This is a genomic window from Pseudomonas marginalis, from assembly GCF_900105325.1.
Classification (GTDB): domain Bacteria; phylum Pseudomonadota; class Gammaproteobacteria; order Pseudomonadales; family Pseudomonadaceae; genus Aquipseudomonas; species Aquipseudomonas marginalis.
The window spans coordinates 194958-210477 of the sequence record NZ_FNSU01000002.1; the positions used below are offsets into that span (position 1 = coordinate 194958).

Here is a 15520-nt window from a genome sequence, read left to right on the forward strand (position 1 = left end):
TTCTGTTTTTTCTGTCCGGTTCTCTTCAGCTTGCGCTCACCTTCCAGCCTTTGTTCTTCTGTCTTACGGTACGCACATATGGATAGCGACAGGCATCGCCTTGGCACGTGAAATCGGACAACCGCTAAGCGACTTGGAGAAGGAGCAGGCGCCGTTGATGATGCACTGACCCGGACATCACCCCCAAATCTCATATGAACGCCAATGGCGCCTCATGGACGACGCGTCCCTTTGCTGATCGGCACGGTGCCTTTGCAGTCCGGGTAGTGGGAGCATGACCAGAACGGCCCTGATTTTCCCTTACGTCTGAGCATTGAGGCATTGCAATTGGGGCAAGCCGGCCCGGCTTCGACCGGTACCGACAGGGTAAGCGCTCCGCAGTTTGCGATCAGCTGCGTAATCCAGTGCGCCTGTTTGGCCACGAATGCATCCAAGGTCAGACGTCCCGCTTCGATTTCATCCAGAGCCTGCTCCCAGATCGTGGTCATACCCGGATCCGCGACTGCAGCGGGCACCGCCTCGATCAGGGTATGGGCCGCTGCGGAAGCCATCAAGGCTCGTTTTTTCTTCAACAAATAACCGCGATCAATCAAGCCCTTGATGATGCTGGCTCGTGTGGCTTCGGTGCCGATACCGGTGGTGTCCCGAAGTTTCTGTTTCAGACGCGGGTCGTTGACCAGCTTGGCCACATTTTTCATCGCCCTGATCAGATCACCCTCGGTGAGCGGTTTGGGAGCGGCGGTGCGTATGGATTTGAGCTCGACGTCGTCCACTGCGCACTGGCTACCCTGTTGCAGGGCGGGCAACACCTGGGTCTTTTGACCGGGTTCATCGTCTTCGGGGTTGTCGGAGAGTAAGCCTTTCCAGCCTTGGACGAGGATCTGTTTGCCAACAGCAGTCAAACATTCGGCTCCGCACTCCAGTTCGACCTCGGTTCGATCAAACTCGTGATGCGGCAGGAATTGCGCGAGATAGTGGCTGCGAATCAGTTCGTAGACTTGGCGCTCTTGTTCTGACATCCGCTCAAGGTTCGCCGGCTCGGTAGTGGGGATGATGGCGTGGTGCGCAGTCACCTTGGCATCGTTCCATGCTCGTGAGCGCAATGATCGATCGAGGCTTCCGAGCGCTGGGCGTAACGCGGAATCCATTTTGAGCAGGGCATCGAATACCGCGGCGACCTCGTTGAACATGCTCTCTGGCAGATAGCGGCAATCGCTGCGCGGATAGCTGGTGGCTTTGTGGGTTTCATATAAGGCTTGGGCGATGTTCAGGGTTTCCTGAGCGCCGAGTCCCAACTTGCGTGAACAGATTTCTTGCAGTGTGCTCAGGTCGAAGGGCAGGGGTGGCGCTTCGCGGAAATGCTTAGTCTGCAGCCAGACTACGGTGGCGGTCTTGCTGCTAGAAATCGCTTGGGCGGCCTGACTAGCAAGCGCCTGCTGCAGGCAGCGACCGGCTTCGTCACGTCCTGAGCTTGGCGGTATCCACGACGCGGTGAAGGGTTGCCCCATTGAAGACAGGTGCACATCCACCACCCAGTACGGTACAGAGACGAAGCTGGCAATCGCGCGGTCTCGTTCAACCACCAAGCGCAAAGTGGGCGTTTGGACGCGTCCAACCGACAGTACGCCGTCATAGCCCGCCCGCCGTCCTAGGAGGGTAAACAAACGACTGAGGTTCATACCAAACAGCCAATCGGCGCGGCTGCGGGCGAGGGCTGATTGATAGAGCGGGAAGGTCTCCTGACTAGACTTCAGCGACAACAGCGCTTTGCGAATTGACGCCTCGTTGAGTGCGGATAACCAGAGGCGCTCAACAGAGCCACGATAGTTGCAGAGCTCCAGTAACTCGCGGGCAATCATTTCACCTTCGCGATCGGCGTCGGTGGCGATGACGACGGTGGCAGCTTCGCTGAGCAGGTGTTTGATGATTTTGAACTGCGCGACAGTCTTGGGTTTGACCTCAACCCTCCACTGCGCGGGAATGATCGGTAGATGATCCAACGACCAGGTTTTGTATTGATCGCCATAGGCTTCAGGTGGGGCCGTTTCCAGCAGGTGACCGATACACCAGGTGACGGTTGCCTCGCGTCCGATCAAGCAACCATCGCCACGTCGGCTGGCTCCGAGAACCTTGGCGATGTCACGACCTTGGGAGGGTTTCTCGCAGAGAAAGAGTCGCATAGAACTGCTCCGGGTTGAGTTCGGAGCAGCGTTGTTGGAAACAGCGGTGGCGAGATATGAGAAACCTGAATGGCAGGTTCCTCATATTTGTTCATGAGGGCGGTCTTGATTGGGGGCGAAGCTGCTACCTTGCAGTCGCTTGGACGACAGTGCTTCACTAACAGCGAGTATTGAAAGGCCAAGACCTTCGCGCAACTCGCATCGGAGAACCGCCAGGACAGCATCAATCAGGTCGGCCAGAAGATGACCTAGCGCAACATGAATATCGAGCCGACGCTGACCGAGCAGCCGGGCCTGCCGGTTCGCATCATCGCCCACCCCGACTTGGTGCTGCGGCCATACCAGCCATTGTCCTTCAACAAGGGAACTTCACGATGACGACGCGCAAGCTGCGGCTCGGGCCGCTGCCGAAAACCGCTTCCACGAAGCTGAACTTTGCCTGCCCGGCCAGACTGAAAGCCGACCTCGATCTTTACGCCGCGCTGCAGGCGCAGGCGCAGGCGTATGGCGAGACCGTCGATGCCGTGACGCTGATCCCGCACATGCTGGAGGCGTTCATGGCTGTGGATCGGGGATTCAGGGAGGGAGGCATGGCTAAGACTGTGCCGCCCACGCCAAGCTGATGAAGCAGGTTTCCGCTCTGATGACAAAACAAGCTCTTCGCCCACCGGCAATTGCCCCGATGCAGCACGCTCTGGCTTTTTTACCGCGACGCTCTTGTGTGGCTCACGGCCACAACACCGCAACCCTGCAAGGGCTCAAAGTGACGCTAAAGCGCGTCCCATAAAGCCTTCCAGCCAACGGGGCGGGTTCACTAACCGCTTGACACTGGCCCTAATGAATCGAGTGGTCCTAATGCCTCAGGCAGATGCAAGCCGCGCCGGCGCGCCCGCGCGCAGTCCTTCCATAACGAAGTCCATGAGCCAACCCAGTCGGTGTTTCCACTCATCGTTGAAGTTGATCTGCCAAATACCTGCGATGGCTAGAAAAAAGTCATCGGTGGTGATGCCGGCGCGGATCGTGCCTGCCTTCTCATTTGCATCAAGTAAGGACTTGGCTGCAGCGACCACCGGAGCGTAACTCTCCTTTCCTGCACAGTCCCCCACACTGGACACCTCGCGTATTGCATTAGCCAAGCCAGCCTTGTTCATGGCGTACTCGGCAAGACGAGCCATCCACTCACGCAACGCTTGGTCGGGTGGGCGACTCTGGAGCAGATGTTCGGCGTATTTTGCCACCTGCAACATTTCATAGCGGTAGACCTCCATCACCAGTGCCTCTCGCGTCGGGAAGTGACGATAGAAGGTTCCTTGTCCTACGCCAGCCTTCCTAGCGATCAAGCTTAGGGGAACGTCCGCAGAATGAGGCAGCTCCGCTAACGCGACCGCTAAGATGCGCTCGCGGTTAAGTAATGCGTCGACACGCGTACGACGCTCAATCTTTTGTGACTCTGCCATTTGTCCTCATCCTCGACGGGTCTCTTGTTAAGCGGACAACTGTCCGTTAATATTGCGGCTTACGGACAGTTGCCCGTTTCAATTCTACCCGTTCCACCCATCTGGAGAAGCATATGAAGCTGACTGGCAATACCATCCTTATCACTGGTTCCACTTCGGGCATAGGACTCGGTCTAGCGCTGCGGTTTCATAAGGCGGGTAACAAGGTTGTCGTCGCGGGGCGACGCAAGGCGTTGCTGGAGCAGATCACTGTCGATCATCCGGGCATCGAGGCTATTGAGCTTGATGTGGCCGATGCTACGTCCATCGCCCGGGCGAGTGAGCTAGTAGCCGCGCGTTACCCCGACCTCAATGTCGTGATAAACAACGCGGGCATCATGCCGCGCGAAGATGCGATGAATCCCGAGTCACTTAGGGTTGCAGAAGAGACCGTCGCGATCAACCTCTTAGGCACCATTCGGATGACCTATGCTTTCTTGCCGCAACTTGCGAAACAGAAAGATAGTGTCCTCATCAATGTCAGTTCCGCATTGGCATTTGTTCCATTCCCCATTGCGATGACATACAGCGCCACCAAGGCGGCTGTTCATTCGTTTACCGAGGGCTTGCGTGTGCAGCTCGCAAATACCTCAGTGCGTGTCGTTGAATTGGCTCCGCCTGGTGTGCAAACGACGTTGTTCGGTCAGGAAAAGGACGAGCATGCTATGCCTCTGGAAGACTTCCTCGACGAGACGCTAGCTCTTTTGCATGGCGAACCCACACCTGGGGAAATCATCGTGGAGCGGGCCAAATATTTCCGTACTGCCGAGGCTGCTGGTAACTATGAAGCAGCCTTGGCAATGCTGTCCGCATGGCAGGACCCGAGCTGAAGCATTGAGTTATGAATCAGGTCATTGCACAGCAATAAAGTTGGTCACTCCCGCCGGTGGCTGGTCCGGATGAGGTGTCGGGCGCTCGAAGTCTCGGCAAACGGCTAACGGATCAGTACATCCAAACGGCAAGTTGCCGAGAACGGGAGCAGTCGGGAATCAACATGACTAAGCAAATGATGATTGGGATGGTTTTCAACGGCGGTTACGGCTCGCAACCCGGAGCATGGCGGATGCCGGGTGTGGACCCCAAGAATTACACGAGTTTCGACAGTCAGGTGCGGTACGCTCAAGCCGCTGAACGGGGTAAGTTTCAATTCCTGTTCGCCCCGGATTTTCCAGCGTGGCAGAACGACCTCGAGACCGAGGCTCCGTTGAATATCAATGAGCCGTTGTTGACCTTTGCCGCAGTCGCGCGCGAGACCCAGCGGATCGGGTTGGTCGCCACCGGCTCCACGACGTTCAACGAACCCTTCAATTTGGCTCGTCAATTCAAAGCGCTCGACCTGATGAGCCACGGCCGAGTTGGATGGAACGCCGTGCCCTCCAGCGATCCTGGTGTCGCCGCCCTCTACGGACGAGCCCTGCCACCTCGTAACGAGAAGTATGAGCGACTGCATGAATTCATCCAGCTTGTGCAGGCATTATGGGGCACATGGGGGTTGGACGCGTGGCTGCATGACAAGGAATCCGGCCGATTCGCTGATCCCACCAAGCTCCGGCCAATCAATCTGAAAGGGTGCCATGTGGCCGCCAGCGGTCTGCTTCAGATCCCACCTTCGGAACAGGGCCAGCCGGTGATTTTTCAAGCCGGCGGCGGCGCCCAGGGGCTGGAGGTTGCTGGTCGCTATGCCAGTGGCGTGATCGGTGCCGTCTTCACAATCGAGGACGCACGCACTCAGCGAAGCGCCCTTCGGAACGCAGCCGAACGTGCAGGGCGGAACCCTGACGAAATCAAGTTCTTCGCTGGTTTGATGACGACAATCGCGCGTGATCGACGCGCAGGCTTGGACCGACGAATTGCGCTGAGCGGGCAGACGTTTCCGCAGCGCGTCGTATATCTCGGTCAGATGCTGGGGCTGCGGCTCGATTCAGGCCAGCTGGACGCACCGCTTACACCGGAGCAATTGGCCGCCGCTCGTCCATCGCCAGGCGACCCTCGTTCGGCGAACGCGCTCAAGATCGCACGTGAAGGTTGGAGCCTGCGCGACGTGCTCGCCCATGGCGTGATCGACTATCACCCAGCGATCGTCGGCCCGGCCGTTGAGGCCGCCGATCATATGCAGGAATGGTTCGACGCCGGCGCCGCTGATGGCTTCTGGCTGTCGCCTGACGTGTTTGAGGACGGAATCGATGCCTTCGTCGACGGCGTGGTCCCGATTCTTCAGGAGCGCGGGCTTTTTCATCGGGATTATGACGGCACGACGCTGCGCGATCATCTCGGCGCGCCGGCTCAATACGGGCTAGACCCGCGGGTCAGTGGCTGAAGGATCTTTTCTGAGGCTAGGAGGCGCATGGCTATGATCAAGCTTACTCAAACCGTCGATGCAACCTCAGTGACCGGTAAGAACCAAGAACTGCGGGGCACGATTGTCCCCGCTTCCTCTGCCAGTTTGTACAGCAAGATGAACCAAGTGAAATGGAGTAGAAATCATGAAAGTAGGCATTCTGGGCACCGGCAATATCGGGAAGACACTTGTCCGTGAATTGACCAAAGCGGGTCATGAGATCAAGGTTGCGAACTCTCGTGGCCCCGAGACAATAGACAAGCAGCTACTGGCGAACGGTGCCCGCGCGGTAGCCGCTCAAGAGGCGGTGAGGGACGTGGACGTGATCATCCTATCGATCCCTTTTGCGAGTCACTCGACAGTCAAATCCCTTCTCGCGGGGGGCCCGGAAGAAACGGTCTTGATCGATACCGCCAACTATTATCCAGTGCGTGATGGCGCGATCGAGGCGATTGACGCGGGTCAGGTGGAAAGCCTGTGGGTAGTGGAACAATTAGGCCGGCCGATCGCCAAGGCGTGGAACGCGATAGGAGCACAAGCATTCGCGGAGTTTGGGATGGCGCCGGGAAGTCCCGATCGTATCGCGATACCCGTTGCTGCTGATCGCACAATCGATCGAGAAGTGGCGATGCGCCTGGTCGAAGAGACTGGCTTCGACGCATTCGATGCTGGATCGCTCGCGGATTCGTGGCGCCAGCAGCCTGCTGCGCCGGCTTACTGCACGAACCTTAAAAAGAAGGAGATGGCAGCGGCTCTCGCAACGGCCGAGAAGGATCGCCTCCCGAAACGTCGCGATTTGGTGTCCGCGATTGTGCAAGAACGCTTCGGTCTTGCGAACTTGAGCAATTCCGATGCCGACTTCCTTGAGAAGCTCAACCGGCTCATCTATATGTAAGCCGCTGGGTCGGCTGTCTTTGAGCAAACTGGTCTTGTTCGCTTAACCTCGAGCGAACGAGTCCGCTTGCTCTGTTAGGACCTGGAGCTGGATCGTCGTGATGACCACCTCGACGTCTTTGACACCCCCTTATCCGCAGGCATCGGCGCCACCTGGAGTGTGCCGACGGACACGGACGCGCGCGCCCTTCGCTTCTTCCTCGATTTCCCTGCGGCGATTCAGGCCGCCTATGCAGTCGACAACACGCGCCTGTTTTTCAACGGTTCATCGATGGGTACGGCGATGACCAACCGTATCGCCGTGAATACCCCGGTAAGCGTCCGGCCAACACACCTTGCGTTAAACGGACGCCCATCGATGCGGAAGCAGTTCGGCAAATTTACTGGCTCTGTCTGCGTTAAGTGTTGCGTACGAAGTATCGCGGATTTCGTGGGAGCGGATTTATCCGCGAAGAAGTCTGCACGATCATGACCTTTTCGCGGATGAATCCGCTCCCACAACATCTGAGCCTGATTCGAAAATGATGGCGCTGCAACTGACTGAATCCACTCGATAAATCACTAGCTGCAACACCTAACGCAGACAGAGCCAATTTACTCGCCCGCAGCGTCGGCAGACGTCTGAGGGCATCCTTCAGATTAGCTTGGCTCAATCTGTGAAAATTCAGTCAATCCCAGGTAGCTTGGAAGTCGAACGCCTGCAGGTAGGTTTGCGACGACCAGACGCCCGTCAAAGCCCGCCTGCTGACAGCGTTGGCGCTAACTCAGACAAGCGATCCAGTAGAAGTACATGAAATAATGTACAAATACTGACCTGATCTGCCACCCAGACGCTGATCAGGGTCACTTACAAAGCCACTTCGCTGAGCGCCAGTTAAGGGGGGCACTACCTCAAGGAGCTCGCTCTCAGCAGCTCGTGATCAACGGATACGATCTCTGGCCCATCGGGCGCTACAACTTAAGTGTCTTCCAAAGTCAGCCGGCATGACTCATGCAGATATGGACATCGAGCCATCCGGTCGGCTTCACGAAACGCTTGACGTCGGCCATTTTTATGCATGGTCAGTCATGCCGATGGTGGCTGTCCTCTGCGCTTTTTGGACTTCGTCGTAGGCGAGCTGGCCTGGTCTGTAGCCTGCCCGACGTGAGCCGCAGATGAAGCTGACTCACTGGCGCGCTCCCGCATCACCACGTTTTGCACGCGATGGGGCAGGATACCGACACGACGCGACTCGATCTTGAAGGTCACCCGGGCATTGTCTTCGCTGTCCTCCCACTCATCGCGCACGGTGCGGCCTTCGACCAACACGCGCATACCTTTCTGGTACAGCGTGCTCCAGTGTTCAGCCTCGCGGTGCCAGAGCTCGACCGGCGCCCAATAGCCGCCTCGATCCTCATAGCTGCCATCGCGTGGCACGGGGTTGTCGAAGTACACATTCAGCCGCAGCAAGCGCCGTGGCTCGTCATTGCCTGACGGGAACTCCTGGAACTCTGGCGCACTGCCGATGTTGCCTTCGCCGACGAAAAAAGTACTCATCGTGATATCTCCGCTGCTGGTGTGAACTGGCGCAGCAGCCGTTCGGCGCTGGCCATTTTGATCGCGCAGGTTGAAGCTTGACGGTAGAGCGAATGCACCACGCTCATCTGCAAGTTCAGTGCAATGCGCTCGCATTCGAAACGGTGTAACCCCTCGCGTACGGCTTGCGGCAAGGCCTTGTTGGAGGCTTGGCGTTCCCAGACCGCAACGCCCATACGGGCGAAATCACGGGTGCGCCATCGCAAAAAGGTGCTGCCCGCACTGGTGTTCTGCAGCACGAATCGAATATCCAGCAGCGAGTAAGGCGGTTGTCCGGCCTGCTGCGCCACAGCCTCCATCAGACGACGTAACTGCGCCTCGGTTTCCCTCGCCACCTGCGCCAGGTATTCCAGTTCCCCCTTACCCTTAAAAGGTTTTAAAAGGCCTTTTAGGTAGACAGCGTGTTCGAGCTGTCGATAGGCATCCGGTGTTAGTGTTTCGAGGGGCATTGGTTGAGTCGGGATTAGGGGCTTCATACTTCGTCCTCCGGCTCATCGACTGTCGCAGATGGCTCTACTGCTTCCTCTTCCAACGCGTCAGCGCCATCCACTGCCACAGCACCACGACGAATGATTGGTGGCGCGAACTGGGAGCGGCGATGTCCCTCAAGGATGTCCATAGGGGGTAATCCAAACTTCTCCATGGCCGCCAGAGCGCGAGCGTTGTTCGCCGCCATGTCATCACGGGTGACGCCAGCATGCCGATAGCGCTGCGCCTGCCCGAACAGGCTGCGCAGCAGGTGGGCGCCGTCGTCGATCCAGGCTTCCATGTCTCGGCGACCGATCAAGGCGGTGTGATGGGCCAACAGGGTATGTCGCACCAAGGTGTCGTAGTCAGTCAGCAGGTAAACGGCGAGGAAGCCCAGTTGGCTGCCGATGTACAACGGCAAGGTGACGGGATGGATGTTGAGGTTGTCGCCCATGTTGATCTGCGTCGGCAGCTCTTGTCTGATCCGGTCCAACTGCTGGGTCAGTTCCAGCATCCCAGCCTTGGCCTGCATCAATTTTTCTTCGAGCTGCACGATCGCCCAGTCGGCATAAGGATCGTCCTGCGCTGCGGCTTGTTTGATCAGGTTAGTGACGCTGATGTAGCCCGCCATACCCATGATCGAGTGGACGCCTTCGCGTGCGGTTCGACCTTGCCAGATTCGGGCGGCGTGGTGGGTGTGCAGGGTCAGGGTGATGCTGCTGCGCAATGAGCCCAGGTTGAGCTGATAGTGATCGGCCACGGTGTCGTCCTCGCATAGGCTTGGACGGGAACGTTGCGACAGATGAAGGTCTAGGACAGCCGAAAAGATGAGTGCGGTGTGTTCGGTTTGGTCCGAGATATTAATCTTCGAGACGCTCGGCATTGATGCCAGTGGCATCAAATCTACTGACGTCCAGGGCGTTTTCCACGCAGCTGGCGCAGTTCATTCAGGCATGATGTGGCGTTCGACCTGTGGCTGAGGTTCTTTAGCTGTGGGTGAGTATTGGCTAGACATGTTGGTCGCTCCTGGCGTCGGTTGGCGCATCTGGGAAGTGACCTGAATTCAATATCAGAAAATGAGATTAGTCATTGCAATGCAATTTACGCTATTGCAATGCAATTCTTACCGCCTGGCTTGGGCAAGGCTACGTCGAGCAGCCGCAAATTTTTCATCCAGTGAACGCTTACCTAGCCCAGGAACCTCTCCGTAGTGTGCGGTTATGGAATCGACGATTGAGGTTTGGCTGTTGAATATCGAATGGCTCGAAGCGCCGAGTATGTTCGCAGTTGAATTGAACGACGATATTATAGCCAACTCGCAACGCAGCGGTGTCCACGGCTATCCGCTGGGTCAACATCATTCTGCGGACAGCCTGCAGCCTCATCGATTTTTGACACTGAATGGGGCGGGTGCCTGTCAGTTTGCGAAAGTTGTGGTGCAGCGTTGAACAGGCCATGCCTGATTGTTGAGTGAAATCGGTCACGTGCAGCGGTTTGTCGTAGTGATGCTTCAACCATTCAATGGCTTAATTCACGGTGTCCCTGCATCCCGCATTTTTTTGTTGTCAATAATTGCTTCGTTAGACTACCGAATTACTGCTAACTTCAATCGCCATCTAACTTAAAATCCGTCTTAGATCCTAATCCGTAAAAGGCTAATAAAGCAGCTGCTATCTGCACTATAGCTGCAACCAAAAGGATGGTTTTGAACCCAGCCACGGGATAGATGAGGCTCGCGGCGATTGTGCCGACGGTCAGGCCTAAGTAAGTTGTTGCGCTGTTCAGTCCGAGTATCGCTCCACGTTGCTTATCGCTGGATTGCGATAACAGCAGCACGATCGTGTTTAGAGTCAGATGGTTAGCAAACCCCCAGCAGAAGACCACTGGTAGAAATCCTACAAATGAGGCCATGGTGAGAATCATGGATACGAAAATGCTCGCATTAACAATCAGTAGCCACGGTAACACCCTATGTTGCCCTATCTGGTCGACCCTGCGATTAGCAATTGATGCGCTTGCAAAACCGAGCCCGAACATTAAAACAACAATCCCGGCTTGTGCCGTTGAAGTCTGCAGCACCTCGCGCGTCTCTTGCACCACAAACGCATAGGTGCCGTAGAACGAGCTGGTGAAGGCTAGTCCGAGAGTCAAAAGAGGACGTACGCCAGTTTCCTTCAATGCACGGAGTGGGCTTGGCCAGCCAGCTTCTTGTCGATTTCTACTGGGATAAAGTGGGGATTGAGGTAAACAGAAGAAAATGAATGTTGTTGACACGGCTAAACATAAGTACGCAACTCGCCACCCGGCGTACTCTGTAATAAATGCTGACAGCGGAACGCCAGCAACAAGTGAAAGTGACCAGCCAATGAGCACTTTCCCCAAAGCTCGGGAGGCAAATTCCGGTGCAATATATTTAGTTGCAAGTGCGTAGGCAGATGGAAGAACGAGACCTGCTCCTGCCCCTGCGAGTGCTTGGAACGCGACCAACATTGTGACAGAGACAGCTAACGCACTCCCGAGCATCGCGAGGAGGAGACCTATCAACCCGGTTTTCAAAGTCCAAGACGCACCGCAGCGATCGATTAGCGGAGCCAGGAAAAGCGCTGAAATAGCCGTCCCTGCACCGTAGGATGACATCGCAATCGCTGCTGAACTTAGGGGCGCAGCCAGTGAAGACGCTACATCAGAAAGAATTGGGCTCAGAAGCAGGCCATTCGACCCCACGATGGCGACCGAACACATCAGTAACGTAACGTTTATCGGCGGACTAGCTGCTGAATGAGATATATCTGTCATTATGACAAACCTCTGAATACCGTACAAAACGTGTTCAAATATACCTAACAGAATTTGGCAAAAAACGAGATATGGCTGAAATGAGTGAAAATTCGAACCCGATTAAGAAAGGTACAGCCAAAAGCACCTCGCTGGACCGGATTGACCGAAAGTTATTAGGCTATTTGGCCATAGATGCGACGCTCAGCTATGCAGTGCTAGGCGAGTTGGTTCATCTGTCAGGGCCCGCTGTGCATGAGCGCGTGAAACGCCTCAGGCAGCTCGGTGTTATCAAAGCGACTGTTGCTTCGCTCGACGGCGCCAAGCTTGGCAGGCCTCTTCTCGCATTCATCAATGTCGACACGAAAAGCTGGGCAAAGACGCGACAACTTATACAATTGGTCGACTTGCCTGATATTGAAGAAATTCACACGGTGACAGGCGAGAGTGCTGTCCTGCTCAAAGTCAGAACTCGAGATACTCAGACACTGGAGGCCTTACTCGGCATAATTCATGGAATAGAAGGCATTGAGGCGACGCGTAGCAGTATTGCTCTCTCTACCTACCTTGAAAGAGGCCCGTCACCGATAGCAGAATAAGTATCTATCTGTTCTTAAAAAATGTGTAGACCAGTCTGCGGCTTACGCCCTCGTTGGAGTGCCGAGCGCCTGCCGTATCTCGCGCACGTCGAGTGCAGGCGATGCGCCGAAATACGGTGAATATTCTCGTGTGAACTGTGATGCGTTTTTAGAACGGACAACGAACGCTGCGTCAGACGCGCGATGCTTGCCGACAAACAATAGCTGGCGAGCTTCCCGCAAACTAGCCTGTTTCTGATACTGGATGAGAGTGTGAGACCTGTCATCGACATAAAATGGGCTGTGCAGGCTCGCCCGACTCATGCTGCTCGCATCACAACGCGTCAATTCGAAGTCGGCCATTGTCATTATCCCTGATGACAACGGAGTGTCAGAATGTTTAGCTGTGGAAGTGGATCGGGGAATGGGAGGCATAGTGCAGGTGTGTCTGCCGTTAAGTGGCTGCAATCCAAGAGCGCAAGTAGACCGCAGAGAATCATGAGAGATTTCGGTATCTTCAGATCGACTTTTTTCCATTCGGCCTGCAGCGAATCGCCCAGCCTTCACTCCGTGCCCAGGCTGATCTACAGCGCTAGTTGAGTTTCTTTTTATGCCCGGTGGTGAGGGCGTTGTAATCGGCGGTCATTTGCTGGAAGAGGTTGCGCAATGCCAACAGCTCAACCAAAAGGTGGTGTCGGCAAGACCACGCTAGCCACTCATATTGTCGGTGAACTGGCGATTTGAGGGCAATTAGTCATCCTGCTGGATGCCGATCCGATGGGTTTTTCATTGGACTCGACGCAACGGCGCAATCAGCAAGGGGTAGCCCGGCTGTTCAGCGCTGTTGGTTTGGCAATGGAAACCCTACACCGGGAAGCAACAGAGCTCGCCAGGCAGGCCGGTCACGTCGTGATTGAACGCAGTCCCCATTCTTAAGGTTTTGCCTGACACAGTGAAACGCTACCTGCTGGCGCGCAGAATATCTTCGGGGAGGGGAAACTGGCCGCTGCGATTCTTGACAGCCGGAATTTCGGAAACTTTATCGCGCCAAGCCTTTAAGGCGCCCATTTCATCTGAAATAGGAAGGCCGACGATTTCAGCGAACATAAGCCCGGCGAACAAGGTGATATCAGGCATCGAGAACTTGTCGCCAGCAAGGAACGGCAATTGGGAGAGCACATCGTTGAAATAGGCCATATTTTTTACTGCATAAGCGCCGCGTCGCTCACCCCACTCTCCGGCGTTACTCCAGTCCGGCATGCGCCATGGCCTCAATGCTAAGCCCAGCCCGGGCGTTCCGTAATGGAAGTAATCGTCCACAGCATCAATTATCATCATCTCCGCCCGACGCTGCATCATATGGATCAGCCCCTTTTCGCGAGGGGTTCTACCCGTCAGGATAGGATTACCATCCAGGTTGTCGAGATATTCGGTTATCGCGGTTGATTCCGAGATTATCGTCCCATCTTCAAGCGCGAGCACGGGGATCTTGCCAATCGGATTCATGGCCAAAAAAGCGTTTTGCTTCTGCTCCGCAGAAATTAAATCGACGCTGACAAACTCAACCTGATCTTCCAGCTCTTTCGCGGCCAAGACAATGCGAACTCGCGCCGGATGAGGCGCTCCCTCGCGATCGTAAATTTTCATCATGAGACGTTCTCCTTCTTGAATTGGAGCAAGCGTGAATAAAGCCATCTAGTTATTGAGCCAATTGCCGGCGCACCGAGACGATCTCGCAGGCTGGTCCCCCCGTAATCTCGATGGAGCAGTCCGCGCACATACAGCATGGCAATCACTCCATCAACAAATGTGGCAATCCCGTCCTCATAGACATCGGGTGGCCCCCATGAACCTTTAGCAGCGCCCATTCCTGCAGAGCGATCTGCGGTTTCGACAGGTAGGACTGCGATCACTGGGTGGTAGTCAGTCACTCCATGGGTAAGCACATTGAGCAGACTCCAACCCTTGCGTGCGACCTTCAACGCATGGGCCGATACCTGCATGCGCAAGGGCGCCTTTGACGGCGGCGGTAGCCAGACTCGCCAAGGGCGTATTTTTCAAGGTCCCGCCGAAACTGCCGATGGCAATCCGGGCAGAACTTCTGCTTGGGCCATAGGACGCTCCATTTGGGATGTAAAGTTCCAACCTAATGTCAGAACTCGCGTTTACTGAGGTTTTCAGATCATGTGGTGCTCCGGCTGGTGAGCGATCAGTAGCCGCAGATTTTCGATAGGACCTTTTATGTCGAGTGTCAGACCGCGGCATAGCGAGCACTGCCCGCTCGATTTTCGCTGCGGTGCAGGAGGGAGAGGACCTTCGGGTTGATCATCGCCCGCAGAACACCAGGTTGCCGGTTGCAAATCTTGCACTCAGACGTGAAAGGTCACTGAGTCATCAATCCTAACGCGATCCATCTTCATGCGATTGCCGGGGGCGTTGTCGTCGGGATGTCCAAACGAGATCCCAAACAACATCTTCAGTTCTTCAGGAATGCCCAGAACTTCCCGGATCGTACTGGCAAAGAAGCCGAGGGAGGTTTGCGGGATACCTCCGAGGCCTCGCGAAGCGAGAGACAGGAGAAAGGTTTGAGCGTACATGCCGATATCTCCAGCGACACGTACGTTGTCACCGAAAGACGGCATGAACAGCAATGCGACATGTGGCGCGTTGAAGAACGAGTAGTTGTATGCCGCTGCTCGATGTCGCCCTTCCTGATCGTCGCGTGAGACGTCCATCGCTTCGTAGTAGGCTTTGCCCTGAAGGTCTTTGCGGTCGCGGTAGACACCATAATATTCATTCATGTCGAATGAAAAATCCGGGGTGTAAGCGCCTTCTGCGTTTTTTTCATGGAGTGCTCGCGACAGTTCGGACAGTTTTGCGCCTGAGACGATGTGGACGTTCCATGGCTGTGTATTGCAATTGGAGGGGGCTCGCTGGGCTTCCTCAAGTACGCAACGGATTGTTGCGTTTGGAATCGGCGTGGGAAGGAAGCCACGATACGAGCGGCGCGCGCGGACCGTTTCACTGAACGACAGCATGCCTTGTTTTGCGTTGTTTGAGTTGAGTATCAATGGGTTAATGGTCATGTCTAGTACCTTGTCTGAGTTGGATTACTAGCCTCGCGTTCTCACAGCCCGATTTTAGGTGACGTGATTTCGTGAGTATGTTTACAGCCGACGGTTTAGAAATATTCAAACGGTCACGGCAGCAAGACG

Annotated in this window: 13 protein-coding genes and 4 pseudogenes; 7 read left to right on the top strand and 10 right to left on the bottom strand. The window is 55.7% G+C overall.

Annotation, left to right across the window (positions count from 1 at the left end):
* Positions 1-212: 212 nt before the first annotated feature.
* Positions 213-2180, bottom strand: a complete 1968-nt coding sequence (locus tag BLW22_RS08460) for a DNA topoisomerase III (RefSeq protein WP_074845486.1) — start codon at positions 2178-2180, stop codon at positions 213-215.
* Positions 2181-2384: 204 nt separating this feature from the next.
* On the opposite strand from BLW22_RS08460, the pseudogene BLW22_RS08465 reads away from it, so the two are divergent.
* Positions 2385-2558 (top strand): annotated as a pseudogene (locus tag BLW22_RS08465) (TrbI/VirB10 family protein); the annotation flags it as partial.
* Positions 2555-2803: a DUF2274 domain-containing protein gene (locus BLW22_RS08470; RefSeq protein ID WP_074844960.1), complete on the top strand. Its 249-nt coding sequence runs from the start codon at positions 2555-2557 to the stop codon at positions 2801-2803. The pseudogene BLW22_RS08465 and the gene BLW22_RS08470, both read left to right, overlap by 4 nt.
* 237 nt (positions 2804-3040) lie before the next feature.
* On the opposite strand, the gene BLW22_RS08475 is transcribed toward BLW22_RS08470, so the two are convergent.
* A complete protein-coding gene (locus BLW22_RS08475; protein WP_074845489.1) occupies positions 3041-3637 on the bottom strand; it encodes a TetR/AcrR family transcriptional regulator in 597 nt (198 codons plus the stop codon).
* Positions 3638-3750: 113 nt separating this feature from the next.
* On the opposite strand from BLW22_RS08475, the gene BLW22_RS08480 reads away from it, so the two are divergent.
* The 3 genes from BLW22_RS08480 to BLW22_RS08490 all read left to right on the top strand — a co-directional run bounded on the left by BLW22_RS08480 (position 3751) and on the right by BLW22_RS08490 (position 6909).
* Complete coding sequence (locus BLW22_RS08480; RefSeq protein WP_074845493.1) at positions 3751-4506, top strand: SDR family oxidoreductase; 756 nt, start codon at positions 3751-3753, stop codon at positions 4504-4506.
* Positions 4507-4670: 164 nt separating this feature from the next.
* On the top strand, positions 4671-5993 hold the full coding sequence (locus BLW22_RS08485; RefSeq protein ID WP_074845495.1) for an NtaA/DmoA family FMN-dependent monooxygenase: 1323 nt from the start codon (positions 4671-4673) through the stop codon (positions 5991-5993).
* Positions 5994-6159: 166 nt separating this feature from the next.
* A complete protein-coding gene (locus BLW22_RS08490; RefSeq protein ID WP_074845498.1) occupies positions 6160-6909 on the top strand; it encodes an NADPH-dependent F420 reductase in 750 nt (249 codons plus the stop codon).
* A gap of 1065 nt (positions 6910-7974) precedes the next feature.
* Here the strand turns inward: BLW22_RS08490 and BLW22_RS08495 are convergent.
* From BLW22_RS08495 to BLW22_RS08515, 5 genes and pseudogenes are all read right to left on the bottom strand, one after another.
* Positions 7975-8445, bottom strand: coding sequence for a single-stranded DNA-binding protein (locus tag BLW22_RS08495; protein WP_074845501.1), 471 nt, complete (start codon positions 8443-8445; stop codon positions 7975-7977).
* On the bottom strand, positions 8442-8960 hold the full coding sequence (locus BLW22_RS08500; protein WP_074845504.1) for a DUF3158 family protein: 519 nt from the start codon (positions 8958-8960) through the stop codon (positions 8442-8444). Before BLW22_RS08500 ends, BLW22_RS08495 begins: the two co-directional genes overlap by 4 nt.
* A complete protein-coding gene (locus BLW22_RS08505) occupies positions 8957-9712 on the bottom strand; it encodes a PFL_4669 family integrating conjugative element protein (RefSeq protein WP_074845506.1) in 756 nt (251 codons plus the stop codon). The genes BLW22_RS08500 and BLW22_RS08505 overlap by 4 nt, the downstream gene beginning before the upstream one ends.
* Before the next feature lie 424 nt (positions 9713-10136).
* Positions 10137-10478 (bottom strand): annotated as a pseudogene (locus BLW22_RS08510) (helix-turn-helix domain-containing protein); the annotation flags it as partial.
* A gap of 79 nt (positions 10479-10557) precedes the next feature.
* On the bottom strand, positions 10558-11748 hold the full coding sequence (locus tag BLW22_RS08515) for an MFS transporter (protein ID WP_143045108.1): 1191 nt from the start codon (positions 11746-11748) through the stop codon (positions 10558-10560).
* A gap of 80 nt (positions 11749-11828) precedes the next feature.
* Between BLW22_RS08515 and BLW22_RS08520 the strand changes: the two genes are divergently transcribed.
* Positions 11829-12326 carry an Lrp/AsnC family transcriptional regulator gene (locus tag BLW22_RS08520; RefSeq protein WP_143045109.1) on the top strand — a complete coding sequence of 166 codons (498 nt, stop codon included), beginning with the start codon at positions 11829-11831 and terminating at the stop codon, positions 12324-12326.
* A 42-nt stretch (positions 12327-12368) separates the two neighbouring features.
* Here the strand turns inward: BLW22_RS08520 and BLW22_RS08525 are convergent.
* Positions 12369-12684, bottom strand: a pseudogene (locus tag BLW22_RS08525) (helix-turn-helix domain-containing protein); the annotation flags it as partial.
* A 287-nt stretch (positions 12685-12971) separates the two neighbouring features.
* On the opposite strand from BLW22_RS08525, the pseudogene BLW22_RS08530 reads away from it, so the two are divergent.
* Positions 12972-13232 (top strand): annotated as a pseudogene (locus BLW22_RS08530) (nucleotide-binding protein); the annotation flags it as partial.
* Positions 13233-13265: 33 nt separating this feature from the next.
* Here the strand turns inward: BLW22_RS08530 and BLW22_RS08535 are convergent.
* Both BLW22_RS08535 and BLW22_RS08545 read right to left on the bottom strand, forming a co-directional pair.
* Entirely contained in the window at positions 13266-13955 is a 690-nt protein-coding gene (locus BLW22_RS08535; RefSeq protein WP_328586400.1) for a glutathione S-transferase family protein, read from the bottom strand.
* A gap of 719 nt (positions 13956-14674) precedes the next feature.
* Positions 14675-15391, bottom strand: coding sequence for a nitroreductase (locus BLW22_RS08545; protein ID WP_074845525.1), 717 nt, complete (start codon positions 15389-15391; stop codon positions 14675-14677).
* Positions 15392-15520 lie beyond the last annotated feature (129 nt).